This is a genomic window from Spirosoma sordidisoli (genome assembly GCF_004138325.1).
Taxonomy (GTDB): domain Bacteria; phylum Bacteroidota; class Bacteroidia; order Cytophagales; family Spirosomataceae; genus Spirosoma; species Spirosoma sordidisoli.
In genome coordinates this window covers 51,717-76,062 of sequence record NZ_SBLB01000007.1, presented here as the reverse complement: position 1 = coordinate 76,062, position 24,346 = coordinate 51,717, and the positions used below count along the sequence as shown (strand labels likewise).

The 24,346-nt window shown below is 58.6% G+C and carries 18 protein-coding genes; 7 read left to right on the top strand and 11 right to left on the bottom strand.

Going from position 1 to position 24,346, the window contains the following annotated elements; genetic code table 11:
• The first annotated feature begins 218 nt into the window (after positions 1-218).
• From EQG79_RS22845 to EQG79_RS22830, 4 genes are all read left to right on the top strand, one after another.
• Positions 219-842 (top strand): thymidine kinase, encoded by a 624-nt coding sequence (locus EQG79_RS22845; protein ID WP_077922313.1) that lies wholly within the window; start codon positions 219-221, stop codon positions 840-842.
• The gene (gene porZ, locus EQG79_RS22840) at positions 823-3,126 is read left to right on the top strand and encodes a type IX secretion system anionic LPS delivery protein PorZ (protein ID WP_129604479.1); all 2,304 of its coding nucleotides are present in this window, start codon (positions 823-825) and stop codon (positions 3,124-3,126) included. Before EQG79_RS22845 ends, porZ begins: the two co-directional genes overlap by 20 nt.
• Positions 3,127-3,217: 91 nt before the next feature.
• Complete coding sequence (locus EQG79_RS22835; RefSeq protein ID WP_129604475.1) at positions 3,218-4,201, top strand: phosphotransferase; 984 nt, start codon at positions 3,218-3,220, stop codon at positions 4,199-4,201.
• A gap of 69 nt (positions 4,202-4,270) precedes the next feature.
• Positions 4,271-5,254: a nucleoside hydrolase gene (locus EQG79_RS22830; RefSeq protein WP_129604473.1), complete on the top strand. Its 984-nt coding sequence runs from the start codon at positions 4,271-4,273 to the stop codon at positions 5,252-5,254.
• A gap of 1 nt (position 5,255) precedes the next feature.
• Here EQG79_RS22830 and EQG79_RS22825 read toward each other — a convergent pair whose 3' ends face one another.
• A complete protein-coding gene (locus EQG79_RS22825) occupies positions 5,256-7,715 on the bottom strand; it encodes an outer membrane beta-barrel family protein (RefSeq protein ID WP_129604470.1) in 2,460 nt (819 codons plus the stop codon).
• Between the two features lie 277 nt (positions 7,716-7,992).
• Between EQG79_RS22825 and EQG79_RS22820 the strand changes: the two genes are divergently transcribed.
• On the top strand, positions 7,993-9,009 hold the full coding sequence (locus EQG79_RS22820; protein ID WP_262708637.1) for a pyruvate dehydrogenase complex E1 component subunit beta: 1,017 nt from the start codon (positions 7,993-7,995) through the stop codon (positions 9,007-9,009).
• Between the two features lie 300 nt (positions 9,010-9,309).
• Positions 9,310-9,648 carry a hypothetical protein gene (locus tag EQG79_RS22815; protein WP_129604465.1) on the top strand — a complete coding sequence of 113 codons (339 nt, stop codon included), beginning with the start codon at positions 9,310-9,312 and terminating at the stop codon, positions 9,646-9,648.
• An 18-nt stretch (positions 9,649-9,666) separates the two neighbouring features.
• Here EQG79_RS22815 and EQG79_RS22810 read toward each other — a convergent pair whose 3' ends face one another.
• The 5 genes from EQG79_RS22810 to EQG79_RS22790 form a co-directional block, all read right to left on the bottom strand.
• Positions 9,667-11,064 carry an MBL fold metallo-hydrolase gene (locus EQG79_RS22810; RefSeq protein ID WP_129604463.1) on the bottom strand — a complete coding sequence of 466 codons (1,398 nt, stop codon included), beginning with the start codon at positions 11,062-11,064 and terminating at the stop codon, positions 9,667-9,669.
• Between the two features lie 26 nt (positions 11,065-11,090).
• Positions 11,091-11,900, bottom strand: a complete 810-nt coding sequence (locus tag EQG79_RS22805; protein WP_077922321.1) for a sulfite exporter TauE/SafE family protein — start codon at positions 11,898-11,900, stop codon at positions 11,091-11,093.
• A 104-nt stretch (positions 11,901-12,004) separates the two neighbouring features.
• The gene (locus tag EQG79_RS22800; RefSeq protein WP_129604460.1) at positions 12,005-13,507 is read right to left on the bottom strand and encodes an APC family permease; all 1,503 of its coding nucleotides are present in this window, start codon (positions 13,505-13,507) and stop codon (positions 12,005-12,007) included.
• 157 nt (positions 13,508-13,664) lie between these two features.
• A complete protein-coding gene (gene secDF / locus EQG79_RS22795) occupies positions 13,665-16,748 on the bottom strand; it encodes a protein translocase subunit SecDF (RefSeq protein ID WP_129604458.1) in 3,084 nt (1,027 codons plus the stop codon).
• A 173-nt stretch (positions 16,749-16,921) separates the two neighbouring features.
• Positions 16,922-17,314 (bottom strand): hypothetical protein, encoded by a 393-nt coding sequence (locus tag EQG79_RS22790; protein ID WP_077922324.1) that lies wholly within the window; start codon positions 17,312-17,314, stop codon positions 16,922-16,924.
• Positions 17,315-17,485: 171 nt separating this feature from the next.
• Between EQG79_RS22790 and nadC the strand changes: the two genes are divergently transcribed.
• Positions 17,486-18,319 carry a carboxylating nicotinate-nucleotide diphosphorylase gene (gene nadC, locus EQG79_RS22785; protein ID WP_129604455.1) on the top strand — a complete coding sequence of 278 codons (834 nt, stop codon included), beginning with the start codon at positions 17,486-17,488 and terminating at the stop codon, positions 18,317-18,319.
• A gap of 90 nt (positions 18,320-18,409) precedes the next feature.
• Here the strand turns inward: nadC and EQG79_RS22780 are convergent, their stop codons facing one another.
• The 5 genes from EQG79_RS22780 to EQG79_RS22760 form a co-directional block, all read right to left on the bottom strand.
• Positions 18,410-20,167 (bottom strand): amidohydrolase family protein, encoded by a 1,758-nt coding sequence (locus EQG79_RS22780; protein WP_129604453.1) that lies wholly within the window; start codon positions 20,165-20,167, stop codon positions 18,410-18,412.
• A 71-nt stretch (positions 20,168-20,238) separates the two neighbouring features.
• Positions 20,239-21,534, bottom strand: a complete 1,296-nt coding sequence (locus tag EQG79_RS22775) for a serine hydrolase (protein ID WP_129604450.1) — start codon at positions 21,532-21,534, stop codon at positions 20,239-20,241.
• A gap of 17 nt (positions 21,535-21,551) precedes the next feature.
• Complete coding sequence (locus EQG79_RS22770) at positions 21,552-21,935, bottom strand: DUF3037 domain-containing protein (RefSeq protein WP_077922488.1); 384 nt, start codon at positions 21,933-21,935, stop codon at positions 21,552-21,554.
• Positions 21,913-22,710 carry a HipA family kinase gene (locus EQG79_RS22765; protein WP_129604443.1) on the bottom strand — a complete coding sequence of 266 codons (798 nt, stop codon included), beginning with the start codon at positions 22,708-22,710 and terminating at the stop codon, positions 21,913-21,915. Before EQG79_RS22765 ends, EQG79_RS22770 begins: the two co-directional genes overlap by 23 nt.
• A 293-nt stretch (positions 22,711-23,003) precedes the next feature.
• Positions 23,004-24,341, bottom strand: coding sequence for a D-arabinono-1,4-lactone oxidase (locus tag EQG79_RS22760; RefSeq protein ID WP_129604438.1), 1,338 nt, complete (start codon positions 24,339-24,341; stop codon positions 23,004-23,006).
• Positions 24,342-24,346 lie beyond the last annotated feature (5 nt).

Sequence of the window (24,346 nt, the reverse complement as noted above, 5' to 3'; positions counted from 1 at the left end):
GCTACTGTGCTTTGTGTTTGTAAATAAATCAAAAAAAGCGGCCTGCGAGCGAGATTTTAGCCACTGGCATGGCACAAGCAGCGGCTCCGGCAAAACCGCCGGCCGCACCTGCCTGGCAACAAAAACCAGTGAATAATCCTGACGCATACGCAAGTCCTTTCTGATCAACGCCTGGAGGCTGGCACCCGCCCGCCGGCTCCGACACCAATTGATGCAACATGTTCATTGAGCCCACTCGACGTCGTGAACCACCCCATCTCCGAACGGGCTGGATCGAAGTAATCTGCGGTTCCATGTTTTCGGGTAAGACCGAAGAACTGATCCGACGGCTGAACCGCGCCCACATTGCCAAACTGAATGTTCGCATTTTTAAACCGGCTCTGGACACGCGCTATCACGAAGACAACATCGTATCACACTCTGCGTTGAGTATTCCGTCCACTCCGGTGCAAACAGCGGGCCAAATTCTGGCGCTGGCCGGTTCCTGTGACGTGGTCGGCATCGATGAGGCACAGTTTTTCGACAAAGAAATCGTTGAGGTATGTACCACGCTGGCCAATCAGGGGCAGCGCGTTATTATTGCGGGCCTCGACATGGACTTTGCCGGAAACCCCTTCGGCTGTATGCCGCAGCTGATGGGCGTTGCCGAGTTTGTCACGAAAGTTCATGCCATTTGCGTGGTCTGCGGTGACATTGCGCAATATTCGTACCGATTGGTGCCATCGCAGGAGCGGGTGCTGCTGGGTGAGACCGATAGCTACGAGGCCCGGTGCCGACGCTGCTTCAACCTCGGCGACAAGGCCGGGCGGAAAGAGTGGGTGTATGAAGACGAAAACGACTAGCCAGCCTCGGGCCTATTTTCTGTATAACCCGGTACGCAGCCGACGGCGGGCCAGACTGCTGGCGGTTGTCGGCTGCCTGTTTTTCGTGGGTAGCGTTGTGGCGCCGGCCTTTGCCCAGCTAGGCACCTGGCGTTCGCACGTCAGTTACTTGCCGGGCCAGTCGGTCGCCGTAGCGGGCAACCAGGTGTACGCAGCCACGCAGAACGGCTTTTTCTCGTTCGACAAAACAACCAACGAAACCCGGGTCCTGGGGAAACAGCAGGGGCTGAGCGATGTGGGTATTACGCGGCTGCTGTACCTGCCCGACCAGAACCGGCTTTTCATCGCATATCGCAGCGGCCTCATCGATCTGCTCTCGCTCTCGGCCACCGGCGAACCGGGGTCCGTACAAACCATCGATATCATTGCCACGGCGCCTAACCTGCCAGCCGCCCGCGCCATCAACCACATCAACCGCGTCGGTACCAATGCGTATCTGAGCACCGACTTTGGCCTGGTGGTTTTCGATCTGGCCCGGAATGAGATTCGGGATACGTACTTCAGCCGGCGCCCCAACGGCTCGCCCCTGCCCATTTTTCAGACAGCTGCCACTACCGACAGCCTTTTCGCACTGACGGGGCCGCTGCAACCGGCCGAAACCGGCCGACGCCTGCGGGCCATTCGGTTTGCCCCTACCGTCAACCTGGCCGATCCGGCCAACTGGCGGGCGGTTCCCGAACCCGATACGCGTATCGAAACCATCGTCACCGCCCAGAACCGGCTGTCGGTCGCCGTACTCGGTCAGGGTATTCTGGAGCGGCAGTCGGGTCGGTGGGTGCTGACCCAGGCGCTGAGCAGCCCGGTGGTGCGGCAGTTTGCGGGTACGACCGGCGTGGCGGTAGCGACCAGTCAGTCCGTTACGGTGCCGGGGGCGGGTGTCTTTGCGGGACCGCTGCTGGCAAACCCGCGCGAGCTGGTGGTGGATGGGTCCCGCATCTGGGTAGCCGACGGCCAGAACGGCCTCCTGTCGGGTAACGCCGGTACGTTTACGCCGATCACCCCCGAAGGCCCCACCCGCGACGTATTCGCGCAGCTGTACACCTACCCGAATCTGCTCATCACCTTACCGGCGGGCCCGCAGGAGGGCACGACGCTGGCCAGTGGTCAGCCCGCGGCCGAAGCCTATGCCGTACCCGCCGACCGCTGGCTGCGGCTGAGTGCTGCGAACCTGAGCCGTAGTTTCAACTCGGCCGCGTACCTGCCCGCCGAGCAGCGGCTGTTTCTGGGCAGTTTCGGGGGCGGCCTCTGGAGCCAGACGGCCGAGCAAGCCCTCGCAGCCGTTACCCTGCCGGCCTCGGTGGGGCCGTTTATCAGCAGTCTGGCGACCGACCGCGACGGGAATCTGTGGATCAGCACAGCCGGTTTTAACACCCAGCTGGCTACGCTGCATGTGCGCCGGAGCGATGGCCAGTTTCAGTCGTATCCGGCCGTGAATCAGACCAATATCGCGCAGGTCGTACCCGACGACAATGGGTTCGTGTGGCTCCGGCTCGACGGTGGCTTTGGCCTGCTGGTCTTCGATCCGCAAACGAACCGGATCCGGTCACTGACCACCTTACGCAACGAAGGCGGTTTGCTGTCGGGCAGCATCCAGACCCTCGTCAAAGACCGCAACGGGGCCATCTGGGTTGGTACGGACATAGGCCCTACCGTGTTCGACAATCCGGCCGGTGCCTTCGATCCGGTGGTCAACGCCCAGCCGCCCCTGCTCAACGGCCGGCGGCTGCTGGCCAACGAGGTCGTTACGGCGATGGCGGTCGATGGCGGCAACCGAAAATGGATCGGTACCCGTAGCGGTTTGTACCGGGTAGCCCCCGACGGGTCGCAGCTACTCGACACGTTCACTGCCCGGAACAGCCCCCTCCCGACCAACACCATTCAGGCCCTGGCAATCGAACCCATCGGCGGCAGCGTATATATCCAGACCACCAACGGCCTGATCTCGTACCGCGGCCCGGCTACCGAACCCGCCGAAACGCTCAGCGCCCTGACGATCTTCCCGAATCCGGTACGGCCCGACTTTACCGGCACGGTCGGTATCAACGGCCTGACCGATAACGCCACGGTAAAGATTCTGGACGCCGGGGGCCAGCTGGTTTACGAAGCACGCTCACAAGGCGGTACGGCAACCTGGAACCTGCGCGACTACCGCGGACGGACGGCCCAGACGGGTATCTATCTGGTCGTTGTCGTCAGCGCCAACGGCACTGAAGGGCTGGCCGGCAAGCTAGCCGTTGTGCGGTAGAACTTTGTCTTCGGTTTCGGGTTACATGCTTCGGGCCGGACGCTCAGCGCGTGACTCCCTGCGAAACCATCGGTCTGAACAGAAAAAAAGTATGCATCTGGACGCACAACAACCCAACGCCATACAGGATTACCTGCGCCGACGCGGCTGGCTCGACACCGCCGAGGTCGTTTCGTCGGCGGAGAAACCGGGCGAAGGGAATATGAACTACACCCTGCGGATTACCACCCCGCTGCGGACGCTGATCATCAAACAATCGAGGGGGTACGTCGAAAAATACCCGACCATTGCGGCCCCAGCCGATCGGGCCATCATAGAAGGCCGTTTCTACCAGAAAGCGCAGGCCGTTCCGATGCTGGCCGAACGGATGCCGCAGCTGCTGGGCATGGACGAAGAAAACAACATGCTGGTGCTGGAAGACCTCGGCACCGCTACCGACTATACCTTTCTGTACCAGCCCTGCCGCCAGCTCGATGAAGCCGATGCCCGGGCGCTGACCGATTACCTGTCGGTGCTGCACAGCCAGTTCTCGACCGATGTGCCCGATCCGGCTTTTGCCAACCGCGACATGCGGACGCTCAACCACGAGCATATCTTCAACTACCCGTTCCTGGCCGACAATGGGTTCGACCTCGATACCGTTCAGCCGGGTCTGCAGGCGCTCGCTGCACCTTATAAAAAAGATGCCGATCTGAAACGACGCGTCGGGCAGCTGGGTTCGGTATACAAGGCCGATGGGCGGGCGCTGCTGCACGGCGACTACTACCCCGGCAGCTGGCTCCAGACCACGGATGGCATTAAAGTAATCGATCCGGAGTTTTGCTTTTACGGGCCTCCCGAGTTCGATCTGGGCATTATGATGGCTCACCTGATGATGGCCGAACAACCGGCTACGGTGCTCAACACCATTCTGTCGTCGTATGAGAAACCGAGTGGTTTCGACGATACCCTGCGCCAGCAGTTCACGGGCGTTGAAATTATGCGTCGGCTGATTGGGCTGGCCCAGCTGCCGCTCAGTCTGTCGCTGGAGGCCAAGCGAGATCTGCTCGACGACGCCCATTCTTTGCTCAGCTGACTGTTCTTTTATGGCTACGCCCGCCAATGGCCGGAGGGTGGCTTTTTCTCTTTTTCGACTGTCGTTTACATGCGTTTACTAGTTTTCTGCCTGCTGCTCACCTCGTTTTCGGCCCTGGCCCAGCCAGCCGCCAAACCCCGCCGGATCTGGCTCGACACCGACATCATGATCGGGATGAAAGACAAGACCGCCCGCGAGGTCGACGATGCCATTGCGCTCATCATGGCCCTGCAACACCCCGATAAAGTAGAGCTGGTAGGGATCAGCACCGTTACCTATGCCGACTATGCCTATGCCGTAACCCAGAAACTGCTGGGCTGGTACAACCAGACCGGTCGCCGTATTCCGGTCTATAAAGGGTCCGATACGGCGAAGGATGCGGGCGTCGAGAACGACGCCACCCGGGCCATGGCGAAGGCCCTCCGGGCCGAAAAAATGCCGATTCTGGCCATCGGGCCCGTTACCAACGTCGCTACGCTGGTTAAAAACCATCCGGAGCTGATTCCGCAGATCGAAGAGGTGGTTGTCTGTGCGGCCCGGACGCCCGGCCTGCCGTTCAAACCCGGTCTGGGAAAGCTGAGCGTGGGCGATTATAACTTCGAAACCGACCCCGAGTCGTTCCGGATTCTGTTCGAGTCGGGCGTGAAGGTCGTCCTGTCGGGCTACGAGTGCAGCGTCTATACCTTCCTGGGCAAAACCGACATCGACTTTCTCAACAACAAACACACCGCCGACAAGTGGGTCTACGACCGGCTCCGGCCCTGGCAGCTGTTTAATCAGCAGCTCTTCGGCGTTGATGGGTTCGTACCCTGGGATACGACCCCGCTCGGTTACCTGACTCACCCCAATTACTTCACCTACTACCGCGATATTCCGGTCCGGATCAATACCCGGGCCAACGACACCGGTGAGGCCGGCACCAAACCGTATCTGGAGGTGTCGTACGACTACCGCGACACCAAATGGCGGGCCATCTACGCCTACAAAACCCTGCCCGGCTTCGAAGAAATCGTTATCGACGATCTGAAAAAAGCATCGGCTCGGCAACGCTAGGCTACCGGCCGCCCCCTTTGCTGTCGTCGTTGCTGATCTTTTTGCTTTGCTTGCCGCCCGCGTTCATCTGCCCGAATTTGTAGCTGAAAGTAAGCCGGGCCATGCGGTTCACGAACAGAAACGTGGTTTCGGACCGGAACGTCGGGGCAGCCATATCGCTCGTTTGCCGGACGTACCGGCCAAACGGGTTCGATACGTTCAGCGTCAGGCTGGCGTTCTTTTTCCAGAATTCTTTCTTGGCCGACAGGGCGTAATAGTACCAGCCCGAGTTACGGCCCTGCAGGCTTATCCAGCCCGAGCTGACGTAGGTGTTCAGCTGAAGGGTAAGATCTTTGGGCAGTTTGAGCGAGGAGTTGGTGTTGAGGCTACCGACCCAGCCCGCGTTCTGCTGGCTGATGGCCGGACTATAGAGGGTTATGTACGTCAGATCGGTACCCACCGATATGTTCAGGTTCTTATTGGGCTGCAGGGTCGTGTTTACGTTGGTGCCGTAGCTCGCGTTCCGCCCAATGTTCTGAAAGGTGCTGAGCGCCACCCCATCGGCCCCAACCGTGGTCAGAAACTCGATGGCGTTATTGGTCTGGCGCCAGAATAGCGACGCGCTGAACGACGAACCGCTCTTGCCGAACGTGCTGTACGACAGCTCGGTAGCGTGGGTTAGTTCGGGATTGAGGTAGGGGTTGCCGGTCTGTACGTTCTTGGGATCGCTGAAGTTGCGGAACGGGTTCAGGTACCAGACCATCGGGCGCGAGATACGCTGCGTATAGCTTGTCTTGAGGGTATGTTTTCCCTTGATGGTTTTAGCCAGGGTGAAGCTCGGAATCAGGTTGCTGTAGGTAGTGCTGAATGAGGTCTGCGTGGTCGGAAAGTCGCCCCGGATGGCGGTCTGCTCCAGGCGCAGGCCGGTTGTCAGGCTCCATTTCTGTTTCGTTTCCAGCTTGAACGAGGTATAGCCCGCCATCACCCGCTGGCTGTATTTGAACTCGTTGCTGCGGCTGGGATCCAGCCCATAATCGGCCGCCAGCCCCGTTGTCGACTGTTCGATCTCGAACTCGCTGCCGATATTCCGCAGAATGGTCTTGGCGCCCACTTCCACCCGCAGCGAAGCCGAGTCGCGCAGGGCTACCGGATGTACGTAATCGGTCTGGAACGTGTATTCGTTGTTACGGCTCAGGTTGGTACTGCGCTCCAGATACGACGGCACCTCCGACTGCATACTCCGCTGGGTAATGGTGTAGTAATAATTGTCGGGCATGCGGGCGTACTGCGACAGAAACGAAAACTCCTGAACCGGCTTGTCGGCCGAGTCGCCCGCTTTCCGGAACGACTTGGTCCAGCCGAGGTTGAACTCTGTATTGCCATACGGATTCCGGTACTGGATATCGCGCCGAAACTCCTGTACTACCCCACCCCGCGGGTCGGTCAGGCGGCTGTAGAGGTCGCTGTTCTGCGGAAAGTTACCGCCCCAACCATTGGCCGAGAAGTTGATCCGGTTGGTCGAGTCGGGGTCGTAGTCAAGGCTCATCTCGCCGTAGCCGCCGGTACCGGTGTTGTCGCGGCTGCCGCGCTGAAACAGCACGCTGCTGGGCTGACCATCGGTGAGCGCCGTTCGGGTGCTGGTGTTTTCGGAAATATTCCGGTACTGGTAGCCGTTGAGCGATACGGCCAGCCCCAGCTTGCTGCCCCGCACGTTCAGGTTACCGCCCAGCGAACGGTTCAGGTTACCCGCGGTAGCGTTTACGGTTCCGTTCATGCCCTTGAGGGCTTTCTTCGTGATAATGTTGATCACCCCCGCCGATCCTTCGGCATCGTACCGGGCGCCGGGGCTGGTAATGACTTCGACCGACTTGATGATGTTAGCCGGCATCTGCTTCAGCGCATCCGCCAAGTTGCGGGCCATAATGCTGGACGGTTTACCATTTACCAGCACTTTTATGTTGCCGCTGCCACGCATCTTCACGTTGCCGTCGAGGTCAACGGTGAGCATCGGTACTTTTCGGAGCACGTCGGCGGCTGTTCCGCCGGTGTTGGTGGCGTCTTTCTCGGCGTTATAGACCAGCCGGTCGCCCTTGTCTTCGATCAGCGCTTTCTGTCCGACTACGCTGACCTCGTTCAGATTCTGGCTGTCGGCCGTGAACCGGATCGTGCCCAGGGCCAGCTCGGGCGCGCCAGCAGTGATCTGAACGGGGGCGAGTATACGAGTACGGTAGCCTACGAACGAAATCTGAAGCCGGTACGTCCCAACGGCCAGGCTGGGTATCGTAAAAACGCCGGCTTCGTCGGTCGTCGTGCCCGTTATGAGTTTCCCATCGGGCTGTTGCAGGGCTACGGTAGCGTAGGGAACGGGCCTGGCTGTTGTCGAATCGGTTAGTATTCCGCTGAGTTTACCGGGCCGGTCGGGCGACTGAGCCGCAGCCCGGAGCACCGCCGTTACACACAAAACGATGAGTAAAAAGCGCATAAAAAGAGGAAGGTTGAGGGATATGGAAACAAATGTATGGGGGTAAAGAGTCGGCTGATTCGGCATTAAGAGTATTTAACAGATTAGCCCACAGACCAACTATACACATGATGTCTACAGGCAGGCCCAGGTTGCCTGGAACCTGTATTATATTTTGGTTCGGCCAACCTTTCACGAACTTCGCGGGCGGAGGGGGCCGGGTCGTTTGATGAATCAGCCGTTTTGCCTAATTTTGACCGGTTTTTCAGCATAGTCGTGTCAATAGCTCATTCAGAGCCTGACACACAGACCTAACCGAAACAACGCATTCAGCATGAGAGAAATACAGTTCCGTGAAGCCCTGCGGGAGGCCATGAACGAAGAAATGCGCCGGGACCCGAAGGTCTATCTGATGGGCGAAGAAGTGGCCGAGTACAATGGTGCCTACAAGGTGAGCCAGGGTATGCTCGACGAATTCGGTCCAGAGCGGGTTATCGATACACCCATTGCCGAGCTGGGATTTGCCGGTATTGGCGTTGGTTCAGCCATGAACGGCCTGCGCCCCATCATCGAGTTCATGACGTTCAACTTCTCGCTCGTTGCCATTGACCAGGTTATCAACTCAGCCGCCAAGGTCATGAGCATGTCGGGCGGTCAGTACTCCTGCCCCATCGTGTTCCGCGGACCAACCGGTAACGCCGGTATGCTGTCGAGCCAGCACTCGCAGAACTTCGAAAACTGGTTTGCCAACACGCCGGGCCTGAAAGTAGTGGTTCCGTCGAACCCTTACGACGCCAAAGGCCTGCTCAAAAGCAGCATCCGCGACAACGACCCCGTTATTTTCATGGAGTCGGAGCTGATGTACGGCGATAAAGGGCAGGTGCCGGAAGAGGAATACCTGATTCCGATCGGGCAGGCCAACATCGTTCGCGAAGGCAACGACGTTACCATTGTCTCGTTCGGCAAAATCATGAAGGTAGCGCTGGCAGCCGCCGAAGAACTGGCCAAAAACGGCATCTCGGCCGAAGTAATCGACCTGCGCACCGTGCGGCCCATCGACTACCCAACCGTGATCAACTCGGTGAAGAAAACCAACCGCTGCGTTGTCGTTGAAGAAGCCTGGCCCCTGGCCGCTATCTCGTCAGAGCTGACCTATAACATCCAGCGCCATGCGTTCGATTACCTCGACGCGCCCGTAATCCGGGTTAACAGCATGGACCTGCCGCTGCCCTATGCCCCAACGCTGATCGAGGCTATCCTGCCGAACGTGAAGCGTACGCTGCAGGCCGTTGAAACGGTGATGTATAAAAAATAGACGGGTCGGTACAGCTTTTGTCATCCCGACGACAAGAAAAGCAACGGTACGGCAGAGACTGTTGTCGGGACGACAGAAAAAACAGACGCCGTTATAGAAACAAAAAAGCACCGCTCGGTCAGGGCGGTGCTTTTTTGCTGGGCCACAAAAAAACCCGGCCTGGTGAGTGGTCGGGAGCTTTGCTGCGGTAGTTGATAGTAAAACGCCCCAGGGCGGCATTTAGTTTACGACTTGAAAAATAGCGCAATAGTTTTTCATAAAATCGTTATTTTCCATGAACTTGCGTCGAGAATAGGATTTATGCACGAAAAGGGGCTGTCACGACCTCCGGGTCGGATCATTTACGAGGTAACGATTCAGGCGGTAGGGTCGCTCAACACGATCCGGCAGCGCGAACCGGTCATCATCTTTTTCTCCAATCTGCGAAAAGCCGTCGATGCCATCACGGCCGAACTGGCCCTCAACAACTGGCCGCCCCGGGTTAACTACACGGCGGTATACAGAGGGGTGAAACAGCGCGAGTTTTACAGCTGCGATTTTGACGTGGCCGGTACCCGCGTCTTCCGCATCAAGGTAGTACCGCGCGTGCTGAACCCGGCCCTGCCCAGGCTGGGTATCGACGAGAATCCGGTTCGGTGAAGAGAGAAGCCAGACGGCTCAGTGAGTCACGTCGGCTACGATGGGGACGCCGGTCTTCCGGATGGCTGCGATGCCTCCTTCTACGTTGACGACGTTATCGAACCCGCGCGCTTTCAGAATAGAGCTGGCCACCATAGACCGGTACCCACCGGCGCAGTGGACATAAACTGGTTCGTCGGTGCGCAACTCGGCCAGGTGTTCACTGAGCGTATCGAGGGGCAGGTTTTCGGCTCCTTCTACGTGTTCCGGCTCAAACTCGGTGGGTTTCCGGACATCGACAACAACTGCGTCGGGAGCAGCGGCCCGGCGCCGGGCAAACGCATCCGCCGGGATCGACTCAACGGTATCGGTTTCTTTACCGGCCTGCCACCAGGCATCGAACCCACCTTCCAGATACCCGATGGTATGATCATAGCCGACCCGCGCCAGCCGCAGTACGGTTTCGGTTTCCTGCCCGACGGGGGTTACCAGGGCCAGGGGCTGATTCAGATCGGCGATGAGCGCGCCAACCCAGGGGGCAAACTGGCCGTTCAGGCCGATGTTGATCGCATTGGGGATAAATCCACGGGCAAAGTCAGCCGCTTCGCGCACGTCGAGCACCAGCGCCCCGGTTTCATTGACGGCCGCTTCGAAGGCCCCCGGCGACAGCGCCCGGCTGCCCCGCTCCATCACCCGGTCAACCGATTCATAGCCTTCCTTGTTAAGCCGGGCATTCTCGGCAAAGTAGGCAGGAGCCGCACTCAGTCCGCTGAGCACCTGCCGGATAAACTCGTCGCGGGTTTGGGCTTTCAGCGCGTAGTTGTAACGTTTCTGATTGCCCAGCGAATCGGTGGTTTCCTTGCTCATGTTCTTGCCGCAGGCCGAGCCGGCGCCGTGGGCCGGGTAAACGATGACCTCATCGGGTAAAGGCAGAATTTTAGCATGCAGGCTATCATAGAGCATACCCGCCAGATCCTGTTCGGTCAGGTCGCCTTTGATGGCCAGATCCGGACGACCCACATCGCCGATAAAAAGCGTATCGCCGGTGAAGATGGCGTGTTCCCGACCGTTTTCGTCGAGCAGCAGGTAGGTCGTCGATTCGAGCGTATGGCCGGGGGTGTGCAGCACTTTGATAGTCACCTGGCCGAGCGTAAAGGTTTCACCATCCTGTGCATGGTACACGTCGTAATGGGTATGCGCGTTGGGACCATAGACGATGGTAGCCCCCGACTTCCGGGCCAGATCCAGGTGTCCGGATACAAAATCGGCGTGGAAGTGGGTTTCGAACACGTACTTAATTTGCGCACCGGCCCGGTCGGCTTTCCGCAGGTAGGGGGCCGTTTCGCGGAGCGGATCGATAATGGCCGCTTCGCCCGCACTTTCTATGTAATACGCGCCCTGCGCTAAACAACCTGTATATAATTGCTCGATAACCATGTGTAGAGAGGCAGGCAAGGCCCGCGTTATACCAATTCTTTAACGATCATACCGGCCGCTACGATCAGTACGAACCAGCCAAATCCTTTTTTCAGCTGATCGGGCGCCACGAAACGGGCCAGATACATGCCAATGAAAATACCGATGATGGATAAACCCGTAAAGGGAAGCAGAAAATTCCAGTCGAGGTGCGTATGCTGGAGATCGCCCATAAACCCCACAAAGGAGTTGACCGCAATCAGGAAGACGGAGGTAGCCACAGCCCGGTGAATGGGCAGTCCGGCCAGCAGCACCAGCATCGGCACGATCAGAAAGCCCCCACCCGCCCCGATCGTGCCCGTCAGCATCCCCACAGCCAGGCCGTCGAGGGCCAGCAGATCGTACCGCGGGCGCGCGCCATCGGGCAGTAGCCCGGCCTCGCCCTGCTCAGGTCGGTCGTTGCGGATCATAGCCCGGGCGGCCAGGATCATCACGATGATGAAGAAATACAGGATAGCGGTTGGTTTTGACAGCGCAAACGACCCCACCTGCCACAACGGATCGGGCAGGGCCGGCACCAGAAACCGGCGACTCAGATAAACCGATATGAACGAGGGCAGCGCAAACGCAGCCGTAATGCGCAGGTTTACCCGCTTCTTCAACACATGATTGACCGAGCCTACCAACGACGTTACACCCACCACGAACAGCGAATAGGTCGTAGCCAGCAGCGTGGGTATGCCAAATATGTACACAAAAATGGGCACCGTCAGGATAGACCCACCGCCCCCGGCCATCCCGATGACCAGTCCTATCAGCAATGCCAGCAAGTACTCTATAGAGAATTGGAAATTCATGCTCCTGCAAAACTACGGCCTTCAGCCAAGATGTCGATTTCTGAACACGAAAAAGCCCCCGGTGCTGCCGGGGGCTTTTTGCATTGTTTCGTGGCTGGTTCTGCCTACAAATCGTTCAGTTTACTGTGTCGACGGCCGTAGATGAAATACACCACCAGCCCCAGCAGCAGCCAGCAGAACGCCAGAATCTGCGCCAGTTCGCTCAGGTTCACGATCAGGTAGAAGTTGGTCAGGATGCCCAGCGGAGCAATAACGCTCAGCAGCGGTGCCCGGAACGGACGCTCCCGCTCGGGATCGCGCCGACGCAGGATGAACACGGCCAGACATACCATGGCAAACGCGAACAGGGTCCCGAACGAACACATGTCGCCCAGAATGCTGATCGGTGTAAACGCAGCTACGACCGATACCAGCAGACCTACCAGAATGGTGCTCTGGTGTGGCGTTTTGAAGATGGGGTGAATAACCCGGAAGAAGTTGGGCAGCAGACCATCTTTAGCCATACCCAGGAAGATCCGGGTCTGGCCCAGCATCATCACCAGCATTACCGAAATCAGACCGGCCGTAGCAGCCGCCGTGATGATGAATACGGCCCAGGTTTGACCAACGCTGTCGAATGCAGCCGCTACCGGTGCTTTCAGCGCGTCGCCTACGATATCGTTGTAGTTGATCATACCCGTCAGCACGAGCGACACCAGGATATACAGGATGGTGCAGACCAGGAGCGAGGTAACGATGGCAAACGGAATGTCTTTACGGGGGTTGATAGCCTCACCCGCCTGGGTCGATACGGCATCGAAGCCGATGTAGGCGAAGAAGATGGCCGACGCGCCCGATACGATACCGGCCCATCCGTAGGCTTCGTGCGGAGCGCCGTTTTCGCCGGTGATGGTCCGCGCTTCCGGAATAAACGGAATCCAGTTGGCGGTGTTGACGTAGAATACGCCGACCAGAATCACGAAAATAACCGCGGCTACTTTCAGGATTACGATCAGGTTGTTGGCTCCGGCGGCTTCTTTGATACCGCGTACGAGTACCGCCGTTACCAGCCAGACGATCAGAAAGGCGGGCAGGTTGACCGAGAAGCCCGGATCTTCCAGCCCGTTGAGCCGGGCGAAATTAGCGGCCGAAACAGGGTCGTTTCGTAGCCAGAAGGGAATATCGATCCCGAACAGGTGCAGCAGCTTGTTGAAATAACCCGACCAGCTTACGGCTACCGTCATGGCGCCCATGGCGTATTCGAGGATAAGACCCCAGCCGATCACCCAGGCAAACAGCTCGCCGATGGTTCCGTAGGCGTAGGCGTAGGCCGAGCCTTCTACCGGCAGCATGGCCGCAAATTCGGCATAGCACAGGGCCGCAAAAATACAGCCTATACCCGCAATGACGAACGATAAAGCCAGCGCAGGCCCTGCATGAAAGTGAGCAGCCGTACCGGTCAGTACGAAGATACCCCCTCCAATGATGGCCCCGATACCGATGGCCGTTAAACTCCACTTGCCCAGAACGCGCTTGAGTTCGCTCTTCTGCATATCCTGCTCGTAGAGATACATTGGCTTCCGGCGCCATACGCTGGTGGTGTCACTTGGTTTTACTTGAGTTTCCATGCAGGAAAATTCAGTTTGGTGATTAGGTATTTTAGGGAAATAATATTGGGTACGATAGTCGCTAAGATACAAAATATAACGAGTGAATGCGTGAATGAGCGAAAGAGTAGCCGTATTCCCTTCTTTTTCGCCCGTTCACGCATTCACTCGTTCGCGTTTATTTCTGCGACGGCTTGATCAGCGGAGTCTTTACCTTCTTCTCTTTCTTGGCCGAGAACTCTTCGGGCGTTGCGGGAGCCGCGTCCGTAAAGTCGGCCGGAATAGCGTCGAAGCCGGTTTTCTTCTCCAGACGGGCCGTTACGGTTTCGTCTTTCTCCTGGTCACGGCTCAGCGCGTCAACGACGATCGGCGTAGCCACGAACAGCGACGAGTAGGTACCGACGATAACCCCGATCAGCATGGCGAACGAGAAGCCCCGGATGGTTTCGCCCCCGAAGATAAACAGCACCAGCAGGACCAGAATGGTGGAGAAACCCGTTACCGCCGTACGGCTCAGGGTGCTGTTCAGCGCGTTGTTGATGATAGTCGGGATGCTTTCTTTCTTACCCCGGTTTTCGTTCAGGTACTCGCGCACCCGGTCAAACACCACCACCGTATCGTTCATGGAGTAGCCCATAATGGTCAGCAAGGCGCCTACAAACGCCTGGTCAACATCGAGCGAGAAAGGCAGCAGGCCGTTGAACATGGTGAAAATAGCCAGAATGATCAGTACGTCGTGGAACATGGCCACTACCGCACCGTAACCAAAGGCCAGCCGCTTGAACCGGATCAGGATATACACAAATACGACCGCTACCGCCAGCAGAATAGACCACAGGGCCGAGGTCAGAATATCGTAGGCGATGGTTGGCCCTACTTTCTGCGAACTCTCGATCCGGGCGGGGTTGCCGCTGATGCTGGACAGTCCTTTGTAAATAGCCGCTTCGGCCCGTTTGTCGGCCCCCTGCGTCTCATCGTCAACCAGATACGGGGTCGTAATTTTTACCTGATTCGAGCCGATACCCGTTCCGCCGTAGGTTTTTACCTCGGGCGATGCCCCCAGAATACCTTCCAGCGAGTTCCGAACATCGTCGGTGCTGACGGCTTTCTCGAACCGCACCACGTACGACCGGCCCCCTTTGAAGTCGACGCCCAGGCCGAAACCGCGGAAGATGGCCGAAACGATACCCAGACCAATGATGACCGACGATACGGTATAGTACAGTTTCCGGCGCGATACGAAATCGAAGTTCGAATCCTTGAACAGGTTTTTGGCCAGGGTCGAGCTGAACGAGAGCGTTTTACCGTTCCGGATGTAGTACTCCAGAATCAGGCGGGTGATGAAAATAGCCGCAAACAGCGAGGTCAGAATACCGATGATCAGCGTGGTGGCAAAACCCAGAATCAGACCCGTACCGAAGATGAACAGAACGATACCTGTCAGGAAGGTCGTTACGTTCGAGTCGATGATCGACGAGAGCGCGTTCTTGAATCCGTCGCTGACGGCCAGTCTGAATCCTTTCCCCTCGGCCAGCTCTTCTTTGATCCGCTCGAAGATCAGTACGTTGGCATCTACCGCCATACCGATCGAAAGAACGATACCGGCAATACCCGGCATGGTCAGCACGGCACCCAGCGAGGCCATAACGCCCAGCAGGAAGAACAGGTTGACGAACAGGGCCAGGTCAGCAATCAGACCCGCGCGGTTGTAGTAGAACACCACAAAGGCCAGCACCAGCAGAATACCGATTACCGACGACAGTACGCCCGCGCTAACAGCTTCTGAACCCAGCGTGGCACCCACAATGCTTTCTTCAACAATGTTGGTAGGAGCGGGCAGTTTACCGGCCTTCAGTACGTTGGCCATGTCTTTGGTTTCTTCTACCGTGAAGTTGCCCGAAATGCTCGAACGACCGTTTGGAATCTCGTTCTGTACGTTCGGCGCGGTGTAAACCAGGTTATCGAGCAGGATCGCTACCGGCCGGTTGATGTTGGCAGCCGTCAGGTTCTTCCATTTACGAGCGCCTTCGGCGTTCATGTTCATGGTCACCTCGGGGCGGCCCCGGTCGTCGTAGTCGTTCGTGGCGTCGGTAATGACGTCACCCTCCAGCGGAGCGCGGCCACCGGGTTTCTTCAGGAAGAAAATCGGCAGAATCTCTTTGCCGTCGGTGGTAGCGAACGATTTGCGGTCCCAGGCGAAGAAAACATCGGCGGGGAACAGGCTGCGTACTTCGGGGGCATTCAGCACGGCATTGGCCCGGGCCGTATCTTTCAGGTAAACACCCAGCTGATCCTGACCAACGGGCAGGAACAACTGCGTCAGGGCAGTGCTTTGGGCAGCAGCAGCGGCCGTATCGGTAGCGGCTTTGCCGGTCGAATCTTTAGCACCCTGCGCCAGCTGCGACTCCAGGCTGGTGCCTTTAGCGGCCGTACCAGCGGCCGGCGCCGTGGCAGCACCCGTTTTCAGAGCCGCTTTGCGGGCTGTTTCTTCGCGCAGCAGGTAAGCACCCATGCCTTCGAGAGCCGGGGCCAGTTCGTTCAGGCGGTATACTTCGGTGAACTCCAGCTTGGCCGCGCCGGTTAGCAGGCGACGGATACGCTCGGGGTTTTCGACACCCGGCAGCTCGATCTGGATACGGCCCGAACCCGGCAGGCGCTGGATGTTCGGGTTCGCTACGCCAAACTTGTCGACACGGGCCTGGATTACCTGGTAGGCGCGGGTGATGGCGCCTTCAACCTCTTCGTTCAGCAGCTTCCGAACTTCGGTGTCGGTCGACTGATAGTTGATTTTGCTGCGGTTGGCGCTGGTCGCAAACAGGCTCGACAGTTTGGAATCGGGCGCGAGCTTCTTGTAGTTGCTCACGAACAGATCGACGTAGCTGCTTCCGCTCGACTTTTTGTCTTCGGTAGCCTGCTTCAGCGCCTGAGCGAATTTCGGATCGCGGTTGTTACCCGACAGGCTCCGCAGCACATCGGCGGGCGATACTTCCAGCACGACGTGCATACCGCCCTGCAGGTCAAGGCCCAGACCCAGCTCCCGCTCGGTTACTTCCTGAAGCGTGCTGCCCAGGAAGACGGGCTCTTTCCAGAGCGAATCCAGATACCGCTGCTTTTTGGCAGCATCGACCTGGCCCTGCTTATTGGTAGCGTAAGCCTCCGCATCGGCCTTGATGCTGCGCGAGACAAACGTAAACGACAGGAAGTAAATACAGATCAGTGTAATTACGCCCGTCAGAATGAGTATTCCGGTTTTGTTTTGCATTGATAGCCACAGGCATCAGGCCCGTGTTGTTTGACTGAATAAACTAGGGGTACGAGAAAAAACGGAGGGGCGCCCGGGGCGCAGACCACAACGACCCATGCCGGTGTTGCGGCCAATAGCGTAGCGCGGTCGCTGAACACGGTCAGCCGACCAACGAAACAGGAATAAACTCGTTAGGGAGCATTCGGCGCGATGGCGTGGCCAAAGACGTGCCTGAAATACGAGAAGTAATAATGCGGAATCGTAAAATAGCGCAGCAGCGGAACGCTCAGCAGCAGCAGAATCAGCAGCGTGGGCGCGGGCAGCAGAAATACCGTCTGGCTGCCACCGTCAATCGTGATAGCCGGAGCGGCTACCGCTTCAAAACCGGCCGCGCTGAGCTGAGCTTCGTGCTGGCTGGCATCGGTCGCTTTCCCCGAACGGCCTGGCTCTGCCGCGGCCCGGGCCTTACCCGCCTGCAACGCCTGTTTCTGCGCCAGACCGCCCGGCCCCCATACCGCCGTAAACAGCAGCAGGACAGCCAGCGTAAGGCTCGAAAGACGTTGAATGACGCGCGGTTGCTTCATAATTTTCCTATGGGGAAGACAAATTTCGTACCATTTCCGGACATGTGCAAGTGCTATTTTCAGCGCTTTGATCCGAACAACCGGCGGTCGGTGGCAGCCCTCTCAACCGGCAGCCGGGGCGGCTGATCAGATTCCTGTTTCGCTGAAAAACAAAACCGCTAACTTGCGTCTATGAATTTAACCGAGTTTATCCGGTTGGCCCTGGCCGAAGATGTTGGCGATGGCGACCATACTTCCTTATCGACTATACCGGCCGATGCGCAGAAACGGGCGCGTCTGCTGGTGAAAGAAGCCGGTATTCTGGCCGGCGTTGAGGTGGCCCAGGCCATTTTTACCGAAGTAGACCCCAGCTTTGAGGTAGAGGTACTGATGCGCGACGGCGACGCCATCAAGCCCGGCGATATCGTACTGACCGTCAGCGGCAATGCCCGCCGGATTCTGACAGCCGAGCGGCTGGTTCTCAACTGCATGCAGCGCATGAGCGGTATTGCTACCCATACGCGCCAGCTGGTCAACCTCCTCGACGGCACCCGCGCCAAGCTGCTCGACACCCGCAAAACAACCCCCAACTTCCGCATCTGCGAGAAAATGGCGACCCGCATCGGCGGAGCCGTCAACCACCGGTTCGGGTTGTATGACATGATTCTGATCAAAGACAACCACGTCGATTTTGCGGGGGGTATCGAAGCGGCCATCCTAAAAGCCGTAGCCTACCTGCAGGAAACCGGCCGGCAGCTGCGCATCGAGATCGAAACCCGCAACCGGGCCGAAGTCGAGGAAGTGCTGCGCGTGGGCCAGGTCGATGTAATTTTGCTCGACAATTTCCAGCCCGACGGGATCCGGGATATGGTCCGGCTCATCAACGGCCGGTTCGTCACCGAAGCTTCGGGCGGTATCGACGAAACCAACCTGCGGGCCTATGCCGAAACCGGCGTCGATTTTATTTCGTCGGGCGCACTGACCCACCAGGTCAACAGCCTCGATCTGAGCCTGAAAGCCTACTGACCAACCGGCCCGGACGGATAATCCGACCGGAGGTTACGGGGCCTCGGTCCGGTCATACGATGAGCATGACGAACCGGGCCGGGTTGACCGCTAGCGGGTGAAATACACTTTTTGGATCTTTCCGTTTTCTATTTTGTAAATCGCCACCGCCTGAACCGGCGGTTTGTCGGCCGCGAACGTTACCCGCTCGTGATCGATGACGGTGTTGCCGACCACGATCCGGTTCACCAGCTCGCAGTGCAGCAGCTTCACCCGCTCAAACATGCCGCTGTATTGCTTACGCATGGCCTCTTTCCCTTTTCCGATCAGTTTGTCGGGCAGGTCATAGAGTTCAACATCGTCGGCATAGGGCTCCAGAAAGGCGTCGATGTTGCGGGCGTTGTAGGCGTTGAGCTGCCGCTGGGCCAGATCGGCGGGCGAGTCGGGCAGGAGCCGCGCGGGCGTGGTCACGTACCCGCGGTTGATCACGGTTTCGATACTCCGAACGGCGTCGATGCGCTCCAGCGGGTTTTGCGTCAGGATCAGCAGGCTGGCCTGTTTGCCTTCGACAAGACTGCCAAACAGGGCCTCTTTCCCCAGAACACGGGCTCCGTTGATGGTGGCCGCTTTCAGCAGCTCGGCGTTCGACAGACCCGCGGCCTGCATGGCGTTGAGTTCGTCGATAAACGAGGTGCCGTGAAAGGTACCGGGGTTTCCGGCGTCGGTGCCGACCACGACGTTCAGTCCGGCGGCCTGTACGTTTTTCAGGTTGATGCGCTTGATCGAGTCGATCCGGGCCAGCCGCGCTTTGTAGGCAGGGCCGTTGAAAAACGTACCGTAGCGCTGGCGCATGTCGGGTTCGGGAATATGCCGAAAATCGGTCAGGGTACCCAGCACGTAGGGATTTGCCTGGGCAAACTCGTAGGCCGTGGGCGTTTTGTCGTCGGCCAGGAATCGGCTGCTTCCCCGGTTCACCACCATGGTTGGGCCGAAGCTGACGTTGTTTTTCTTCATCAGCCCGATCAGCTCATCGTCCATGATGCCGTCTTCGGGGCTATGTACCAGAAAATCGGCCCCGTATTTTACCCCCAGCTTGGCGGCCAGCAGCTCCTGCGTATGGATGGCGAGCTTCAGCCCGTGTTTATGGGTTTCGTCGATGGCGGCCTGCACCACCGGAATCAGTTCTTCGCCCGGTTTACCCACACCCCGGATCAGAAACCAGATTTTGATGAAGTCGGGTTTGTAGGGCAGTTGCTTCCGAACCAGCTCGCGGGCCTCTTCGGGGGTGCTGGCCTTCAGAATCGGCGAATCCTCGATGTTGAAGGCGGGGGGCTGATAGGTGGACACGAGTGGCCCCGTCAGCAGAATGGTCGGGCTGGTATATTGTTTATTAAAACGGTCGCGGTACGGATACTGGTAGAGCGGTCCGCCGATGTCGATAACGGTGGTGATGCCACAGGCCAGATACCGGCGCAGCAGATCGCCCATGTTGTCGCGCAGCCACTGGCGTTCGGTCTCGTAGGGCCGGTATTTGGTGAGGTTAATGCCATCGGGACGGGTGTACAACCCGCCCGACTGAAACAGGTGGATGTGGCTGTCGACCAGGCCAGGCAGCAGCCATTTGCCTTTGGCATCGATAACCGTAGCGCCGGGCGGAACGGGCAGGTTTTTGCCGATTTTCCGGATTGTTTCGTTCTCGATCAGTACGCTGACGTTTTCGCGGACTCTGCCGGTTTCAACGTCGATCAGGTTGCCGCCCACGATGACGACCGGCTGTTTGGGCAGGGCAGCGCTATCGGCACCCACGGGCTGGCTACGGCCGATCGATGCCGTACAATACAGAGCAAGAAACAGGTAGAGGAACTTCATGGACGTAACGGACGCGGATGAACGGTACGCCCGATTGACCAAAGATAACCGGTTTGCCGACGCCTGATGCCTCAGTTGTCAACATCCTTCACCAACGGTCGGCTATCGGCCTGCTGCCGTTCGTAGGTGACCCGAAAGCGGCTCAGATCGGGCTTTTGCGCCCGTTTCCGGTTCAGTTCGTACCGATAGATGATCTGCCCCAGCTGGTACAGAAACGGATTACCAACGGTATCGTACTCGTATTTGTCGTCGTTCAGGATACCATCGCGGTTCACATACATCGTGGCCGACAACATAAACTCGACCTTATTGGTGAAATCGACCACGTACGACGCGTCGGTCAGAAAGCCATAGGCCCACCCTACTTTGTTGAACACCCGAACGCCCGGCGGCATCTGGTGGTGCAGGCTATCCATGAAGAAGAACTTGACGTAACTGTCATAGTACTGCTTCGGATCGTACTTGGGGTAGTTGGTCTCGCCCGGATACTGCGACAGGTACTGGTACAGGAAGCGGTAATCAGATTCGGTCAGGTTGAACCGCTGCGGCTGCGGCACCGACGCCGGAAACAGAACCGACTGAAGCAGGCGCTGGAGGGTTTCGAGCGGCAGCTTGTTGCGGGTCGTAAAATCGAACGGCTGCCGCACCAGGCTGTCACGCACCATGTACCCGCTCCCGAGGGTGTCGATCCGGCGGGCGTCGAAGGGATCGGGGTTGTAGGCGGCCGGTTGGGTATAGATGGTCTTGCCGTCGGCCGACAGAAACCGAACCGGATTGGTATGGCGGTTCTGCTCGGGCGTCATCCGTACAAAGCGGTGCGTAATGCGCGTGTCGAGGTAGCCCCGGGCGTGCAGCGACCGGTTGATGGCCTGCTGCCCCACAAACTCGTACATACGGCTGTAGGGGTCGTTTTCGCTCACCAGCAACGCTTTCTTGATCAGATGCGCCACCGACGGATACCCGCTCTCGGCCGTGGGGTCGACCCAGTGGCGGGTTTGGCCGCTGTAGGCGCTATCGAACTGCATGGCCGTATATTTGGTCAGGTCAGGCCGCTTCAGCGCGTTCAGCTTCTCCAGCGAGAGCAGCGCCAGCGGCAGTTTTACCGTCGAGGCCGGGTTGAAATAAGCCGTACTGTCGACCCGGTAGTAGTAATTGGTAAAGGTCGGTACGTTGGCTTTGTTGCGGTTGATCTGGGTGTAAATAATCTGGAGCCGGTACCGGTCCGGATGGTCGATCACCTCCCGGAAAACGGGCTGCGGGTTAGCGGCAAACAGGCGCGTCAACAGCGCATCGGTTCGCGCCTGCCCCGAGCCGGGGGTCGATCGGAGCACGGTCAAGGCAGCGAGTAGCAGGAAAAATAGTCGCATAGGCGGTAAATGTCAGGTTACAGAACAAGCTGGGCAAACAGGCGCGCCAGCGTATCGGCGGGATTGGCGCATAAACCGGGGTGAACGGGTGAGGTCTGCACAACGGTGCTGCGGGCGGCTGCCAGCCACCGGAACCGGGCTGCGGTTGGCAGCTGACCGATGAGTCCGCCTTCTTTCCGGCCGGCGCAGATGCGTTCAAACGTTCGGAGCCGCTCCTGAATCTCGGCCAGGTCCAGCTCGACCGAAAATGCCCGGAGCCGCTCTTCGGGCACGGTATACCGCGTTTGCAGAAATCCTTTTGCCGAGCAGTACAGGATAACGCCCACATTCAAAAACTCTTCGCGCTCAACGCGGGGCACCACCCGGATTACGGCATACTCAAACAAGTGCTTTTCTGGCATCATTCGCAGCGTTGACAAAGGTTTGAGAATAGGTCAGCCGGGTTTCCAGAAAATTGGCGTACACCGCCCGCCGTTCGTCGGCCGACTCGGTCGATGACTCGTCTGTAAGCCAGGCGTCGGGAACGAGGGCTACGATAGCCCGGATGCGGTCGGGCGTCAGCAGCTGGCGAAATTCGGCATCGACGGCTTCCAGCTCGGTGGCGCGGGACAGCAGCACGTGGTCTTTGATGGGCGCAAACGGCCGGCGGGCCTGCTCGTCCCAGGGCTGGCCGCTATGATGGAAATACAGCGACGCGCCATGATCGATCAGCCAGAGTTCTTTATGCCAGATGAGCATGTTGGTATTCCGCACCGTGCGGTCAACGTTGGTGATGAAACAGTCGAGCCAGACGATCTGCGAGGCCAGCCGCGCATCGACGGTAGTGACGAGCGGGTCGAAGGTGATGGCACCGGCGAGGTAATGCAGCCCCAGGTTGAGACCTTCGCTGGCGCGGAGCAGGTCCTGTATTTCTTCGTCGGGTTCGGTTCGCCCGAAGGCTTCGTCGAGCGTGGCAAAGACGATTTCCGGGATACGCAGGCCAAGCAGCCGTGCCAGTTCACCGGCAATGAGTTCGGCAATGAGGGCTTTGGCCCCCTGCCCCGCCCCACGAAATTTCAGTACGTACAGGAAGTCGTCGTCGGCCTCGACAATGGCGGGCAGCGAGCCGCCTTCGCGCAAAGGCGTCACGTAACGGGTCACGTCGACGGTTCGGAGTTCAGGTTGATCAGCAGGCACAGCTACAAGCGTTGATGTCTGGATGTAACCCCGCGCGGGTCGGAGTTTCCGGGAAATGTAGGAATTTTTCGAGATAAACCCCGACGACAAGGCCGTTCGGCCCACCCGGTCAGTACATAGTCCACAACCCGTTGCCCCGCAGTCGTCACTCCAATCCGCCCGCCCACCCACCGTGGTCTGTGTCCCCACGGACCACCCCCGCGGCAGCAACAAACCATCCGGGCAGGTCGCCGTGAGGACACGGCGACGGGTGAACGAATACCGTGGCAGGGGGCGCAGCCCAGGCAGCATCGTTATGCGCCGTAGATGTTCTGGGTCAGGAACGCATTGCGGAACTTGCCCTGCGGGTCGTACTGCTGCAACATCTGGCGGAAGTCAGCCATTTTTTCGTAGCGCGACGCCAGCGTGGCAGGCGCTATAGAGAACAGCTTACCCCAGTGCGGCCGGACACCGAACGGAGCCAGCTCGCTCTCGATCATCGGCAGCACCTTCCGAACCGATGGCCAATCCTGCTTCCAGGTGAAGTGAATGGCTACCGAAGGCTGTTTGTAACACGGGCTCATCCATAAATCATCGGCGTCAATGGTGCGTAACTCCGAAATGAGCAGGTGCGGGCTAATGGCATCGCGCAGCCGTTCTACCGCCAGAATCGCATCGACGGCCTGGCGCCGGGGCACGAAATACTCCGACTGTAACTCTTTGCCGCTGCTGGGCGTGAACCCCATCCGGAAGTGTGGCATCCGTTCGTACCACGGCCCCACTACGCCCAGCTGCTCCGTACAGTTCTCGGCCGAAATTTCGGCAATGGGGTGCAGGTTTTTCGTAGCCAGCGTGGCGCCGAAAAAATTGGTGTCCGGTGTTTTTTCGTCGGTCCGTTGCTTGATCCAGACCTCGTTGAGCCGCTTTTTCTGCCAGTCGGTGAAGAGACTGACGCTGTAGCCACTCGACATGATGGTATCGAAATGGTCGGCCATCTGCGCCAGGGGCAGGTTCTCGAACACATACTGCCGCATCTGAAACGTGGGCTGCAGGTCGAGCGTAACTTTGGTGACCACGCCGAGGCCGCCCAGGTGAACAACGGCCGCCCGGAAGGCATCCCCGTCTGTCTGGCGCGACAGGCTTCGCACCTCGCCCGCAGCCGTCACGAACTCCAGCCCGGCCACCGCCGTGGAGAGATTGCCGTTTTTTACGCCCGACCCGTGGGTAGCCGTGGCGGTAGCGCCCGCGATGGAAATATGCGGCAGCGACGCCAGGTTATGCAGTGCAAACCCCTGCCGGTCCAGGTAGGGCGCCAGCTGGCCGTAGCGCATGGCGGCATCGACGGTTACCGTCCGCGCGTTGGCATCGAGCGATACGACCTCGCTCATGGGCTCCAGCGATACCAGATTGTGCGTGCTGTCGGCAATGTTGTTGAAGCAGTGGCGCGACCCCAGCACTTTCAACTGCGGGTATTTTCGGACCAGCTCCTGCACCTGCGCAACCGATTGGGCCGGGTGCAGCCGGTCAGTACTGTATTCCAGGTTGCCGGCCCAGTTTTTTAGCTTATCCCTGGTTGTAAACTGCATAAGTGGCGATAGCGCTGGCGTGGCCAGCAGCGCAGATGATAGTTTAAGAAACGTTCGCTTTTTCATCGGTC